Consider the following 708-nt stretch of genomic DNA (forward strand, 5'->3'; position numbering starts at 1 on the left):
GAGCGATACCAGTTGCTAGTGTCAGGGAACAACACCACAAAAGATTATCCTAAAGATTTATGCATTCACGAGCTATTTGAAGCACAAGTGGAGCGAGCCTCCTCCGGAGGAGCTACGCTAACGCCCTCTTCCGTGGCAGTAGTCTTTGAAGATAAACAGTTGACCTATCAGCAGTTGAACGCAAGAGCGAACAGGATAGCACATTACCTGCAACGCTTGGGTGTTGGACCAGAAGTGCTAGTGGGGATTTGTCTAGAGCGCTCCCTAGAGATGGTTGTAGGATTGCTTGGCATCCTCAAAGCCGGTGGAGCTTATGTTCCCTTAGACCCAGAATATCCTACTGAGCGCTTGGCTTACATGTTAAGCGATTCTCAGGTTAAGGTGCTGCTTACCCAGTCGAAGCTAGCGGACTCATTCCCCGAACACGGGGTGCAGGTGGTTTGTTTGGATACAGACTGGGGAGTAATATCTCAGGAGAGTGAAGAGAACCCTGTCAGTGGCGTTAAGTCCTCAAACTTAGCCTATACAATTTACACCTCCGGCTCTACTGGAAAGCCCAAAGGGGTAATGATTTCTCACAAGGCAATTTGCAATCACATGTGCTGGATGCAAACTGCCTTCCCGCTAACCGAAGCTGACAAAGTCTTGCAGAAAACTCCGTTTAGTTTTGATGCTTCAATCTGAGAGTTCTATGCACCATTGCTAGTG

General features: G+C 48.2%; 1 pseudogene. It reads left to right on the forward strand.

The annotated features are described in order from the left end of the window. A pseudogene (locus AC5590_RS06335) lies at positions 1-681 on the forward strand (AMP-binding protein); the annotation flags it as partial. Positions 682-708 lie beyond the last annotated feature (27 nt).

It is taken from the genome of Brasilonema octagenarum UFV-OR1 (assembly GCF_963888615.1).
GTDB classification, from domain to species: domain Bacteria; phylum Cyanobacteriota; class Cyanobacteriia; order Cyanobacteriales; family Nostocaceae; genus Brasilonema; species Brasilonema sennae.